The sequence below is a fragment of the Natronomonas sp. genome (assembly GCF_046710025.1).
GTDB lineage: Archaea > Halobacteriota > Halobacteria > Halobacteriales > Haloarculaceae > Natronomonas.
Window position 1 is genome coordinate 1 of sequence record NZ_JBKEGK010000217.1, and the last position, 4,349, is coordinate 4,349.

General features: G+C 61.6%; 2 protein-coding genes. Both read left to right on the forward strand.

What is annotated here, in order from left to right:
- The first annotated feature begins 128 nt into the window (after positions 1 to 128).
- Positions 129 to 2,201: a PrkA family serine protein kinase gene (locus tag ACI944_RS12305; protein ID WP_411719337.1), complete on the forward strand. Its 2,073-nt coding sequence runs from the start codon at positions 129 to 131 to the stop codon at positions 2,199 to 2,201.
- Positions 2,198 to 4,349 (forward strand): PrkA family serine protein kinase (locus tag ACI944_RS12310; protein ID WP_411719338.1); only part of this gene is annotated, 2,152 nt, incomplete at its 3' end. The genes ACI944_RS12305 and ACI944_RS12310, both read left to right, overlap by 4 nt.

Sequence of the window (4,349 nt, forward strand, 5' to 3'; positions counted from 1 at the left end):
TATCGGTATCGATCACCGTCTCTCGGGTTCCGCGCCGACACGTCGTTCGGAAAAAACCGGTTTGGGTAGAACGATCGAACGCCGAGATGACGGCCAGCGGACGGGACGCATCGCGTCCCCGTGATAGAATGAGTGATATGGAAACCCTCGAGGAACTCAGCAAGGAGTACAGGAGCACGATCCCGTCGGACCTCCGCCGGACGCGGTCGTTCGAGTGGTATCTGGAAGAACTGTACGACGACCCGAAGATCGCCCGGAACGCCCACCAGCGGCTCGCCGACATGTTCGACTACTACGGCACGACGTACGACGAGGAGGCGGGGATCGTCGAGTACGATATCGCCGCCGAGGACCCGCTGGGCGACGGCGAAAACACCTTCTACGGACGGATCATTCATGAGGCGATCCACGAGTTCACGAACAAGGTAAAATCCGGCGCCCGCGGGCTCGGCCCCGAAAAGCGTATTAAACTTCTGCTCGGCCCCGTTGGGTCGGGGAAATCTCACTTTGACCGACAGATCAGGCGCTACTTTGAGGACTACACCACCCGCGAGGGGGGCCGGATGTATACGTTTCGCTGGACCGGCCTCTGCGATGTCCTCCCCGATCAAGACCCGGCAGACGACGTCGTCCGCTCCCCGATGAACCAGGACCCGATCGTCCTTCTGCCGCTCGAGGGTCGCAAGCGGGTCATCGACGACATCAACGACCGACTCGACGCCCCCTACACGATCCGCAACGAGCAGGCGCTGGACCCTGCCAGCGAGTTCTACATGGACGCGCTGCTCGAACACTACGACGACGACCTGCAGGCGGTGTTGGAAAATCACGTCGAGATCGTCCGCCTACTCGCCGACGAGAACAAGCGCCAAGCCGTCGAGACGTTCGAACCGAAGGACAAAAAGAATCAAGACGAGACCGAACTGACCGGCGATGTCAACTACTCGAAGATCGCGGTCTACGGGGAGAGCGATCCGCGAGCGTTCGACTATTCGGGGGCGTTCTGTAACGCCAATCGCGGCATCTTCTCCGGTGAGGAACTGCTGAAACTCCAGCGGGAGTTCCTCTATGACTTTCTCCATGCCAGTCAAGAACAGACGATCAAGCCAAAGAACAACCCCCGAATCGACATCGATCAAGTGATCGTCGGCCGGACGAACATGCCCGAGTATCGTGACAAAAAGGGCGACGAAAAGATGGAGGCGTTCAACGACCGGACCAAGCGGATCGACTTCCCCTACGTTCTCCAGTATCAGGAGGAAGCCGAAATCTACCGGAAGATGCTCAAAAACGCCGATGTCCCCGACATCCACGTCGAGCCACACACCCTAGAGATGGCCGGGCTTTTCGGCGTGTTAACGCGCATTGAGGAACCCGACGGCGGCACCGTCTCGGTGGTCCAGAAGGCGAAGGCGTACAACGGCGAGATCGACGAGGGCGATGACATCGACATCAAAAAGCTCCGCGACGAGGCCGAGGAGACAGCCGACATCGGTGAGGGCATGGACGGCGTCTCGCCGCGGTTCATCGGCGACGAGATCGCCGAGGCCATCATGGACTCGATGCACAGAGAGCGGATGTTCCTCTCGCCGCTGACGGCGTTCAACCATCTTGAGGGCAATCTCGAGAATCACGGTTCGATCCCCGAGGAGAACTTCGAGACGTACTACCGCTACCTCGAATTGGTCCGCGAGGAGTACAAAGAGCGGGCGATCGAAGACGTTCGTCACGCCTTGGCCTACGATCTCGACGAGATCCAACGGCAGGGTGAAAAGTACATGGATCACGTCATGGCTTACATCGACGACGACACCGTCGAGGACTCGATTACCGGGCGCGAATCCGAGCCCGACGAGACGTTCCTGCGGGCCGTCGAGGAGAAACTCGACGTGCCGGCCGACCGCAAGGACGACTTCCGTCAGGAAGTCGCGAACTGGGTCAGCCGGCGCGCCCGCGAGGGCGAGACGTTCGAACCACAGGACAACGACAGGCTCCGCCGAGCGCTTGAGCGCAAACTCTGGGAGGACAAAAAACACAACATCAACTTCTCGGCGCTCGTCTCCAGCGGCGACCTCGACGACGACGAGCGGAACGCGTGGATCGACGCCCTCGAGGAGCAGGGATACAGCACCGAAGGTGCAAAGGAGGTGCTTGAGTTCGCCGGCGCCGAGGTAGCCAAAGCGGAGATGGAAGACGAATGACCGACGGGTACGTCGACCGAGCCGACGAGGCATTAGAGGAGACCTACGAGCCGCCGATGTCGATCTCCGGGTACGTCGATCGTGTGCTCGAACGCCCCGAGTCGGCGTCCCACGCCTCGAAGTATCTGCTCGCGGCCATCGAGGCGGCGGGCACGCGGTCCGTCGTCGAGGAGGGCGAACAAAAGGAGCGCTATCGCTTCTTTGACGATCCCTACAACGACGGCGAGCACGCCATTCTCGGCAACACCGAAGTGTTGAATGCCTTCGTCGACGACCTTCGGTCGATCGCCGCCCGCCGGGGCAAAGAGGAGAAGATCCTCTGGCTCGACGGCCCCACCGCGACGGGAAAATCGGAACTCAAGCGCTGTCTGATAAACGGCCTCCGGGAGTACTCAAAGACCGAGGCGGGCCGCCGCTACACAGTCGAGTGGAACGTCGGCGGCGCTGGGACCGAGGGATCGATGGGGATGACATACGGCGATGCCACCCCGCCCAACGAGGACGACTGGTACGCCTCGCCGGTCCAATCGCATCCGCTGTCGGTGTTTCCGGAGCCGGTTCGGGAGGCGATTCTCGACGACCTCAACGAGGAACTCGACGACCACATTCCGATTCACCTCGAGACGCGTTTGGACCCGTTCAGCCGCGAGGCCTACGACCACCTCGAAGAGCAGTACCGCCGCGAGGGCACGGACAACCTGTTTTCGGCCATCACGGACGAGCGCCACCTTCGCGTCAAGAACTTCGTCGTCGATGTTGGGCAGGGGATCGGCGTCCTCCACAGCGAGGACGACGGGTCGCCGAAGGAACGACTCGTCGGGTCGTGGATGGCCGGCATGTTACAGCGACTCGACTCCCGGGGTCGGAAAAACCCACAGGCGTTCAGCTATGACGGCGTCCTCTCGCAGGGCAACGGCCTGCTCACGATCGTCGAGGACGCGGCCCAACACGCCGACCTGCTTCAGAAACTGCTGAACGTCCCGGACGAGGGAACGGTGAAACTCGACAAGGGGATCGGGATGGACATCGACACCCAGATGATCATTATCTCAAACCCCGATCTTGAGGCGCAACTGAATCAACACGCCGAGCGGGAGGGGTCTGACCCGTTGAAGGCGCTGAAGCGACGCCTCGACAAACACGAGTTCACATACCTGACAAACCTCTCGCTGGAGGCGGAACTCCTCTGTCGCGAACTCACGAACGAGACGGCGATCTGGGAGGCCGAGAGCTACGAGGAACTCGAAGCCGCCTACCGGGAGCCGATCGAAATCTCCGTTCGCGGGGGCGGTGGCACGATCAGGGAGCGCGAACTCGCCCCGCACGCGATCGAGGCGGCGGCGCTGTACGCTGTCGGAACCAGACTCGACACCGAGTCGTTGCCGCCGGGGCTTGACCTCGTCGACAAGGCGCTGATCTACGATCGCGGCTACCTCCAAGACGGCGACGAGCGCCGGTATCGCGAGGACTTCGACTTTGGCGATCCAACCGAGGGATCGACGGGAATCCCAGTCACGTACACTCGCGATACGCTCGCCGACCTGCTGTACGAGGAGACCGACCGCCACCACCCGGAGTTGAATATCGAGGACATCATCATGCCGCGAGATGTGCTGAACGCGATGGTCGAGGGCCTCGACGAGGCGCCTGTGTTCTCTCCGAATGAGCGAAGCGAGTACGAGAGCCGTCTCGTTCCGGTGAAAAATCACGTGTTCAGCCGGCAGGAGTCCGACGTGATCGACGCGATCATGCGCGACAAGCGGGTCGACGAGGCGACCGTCGAGGAGTATATTGAACACGTCTACGCGTGGGTCGAAGACGAACGACTCACGAACGATCGCGGCGAGGCGGTCGAACCGGACCCATTGAAAATGAAGGTGTTCGAAATCGAGCATCTCGGCCGCTTCGACGAGGACGACTACCGGGGAACCGATCCGACGGAGGGCGTCGAGACGTTCAGAGCCGAGAAGGTCATCACGGCGCTGAACCGCCACGCCTGGCGCAACCGTGATGAGGACTTCCGTATCTCCGATGTCGATCCTCGGGAGATACCTGTCATCCGGACCGTCCTCGGGAGCCACGACTGGGACGACGTCCGGCGGACCTACGAGGATCTCGACCCCGACCAGTGGGACGACCCACCATCGG

Excerpts from the sequence above, each read along its gene's own strand:
- ACI944_RS12305 (WP_411719337.1), top strand. The coding sequence starts at position 129 with ATGAGTGATATGGAAACCCTCGAGGAACTCAGCAAGGAGTACAGGAGC.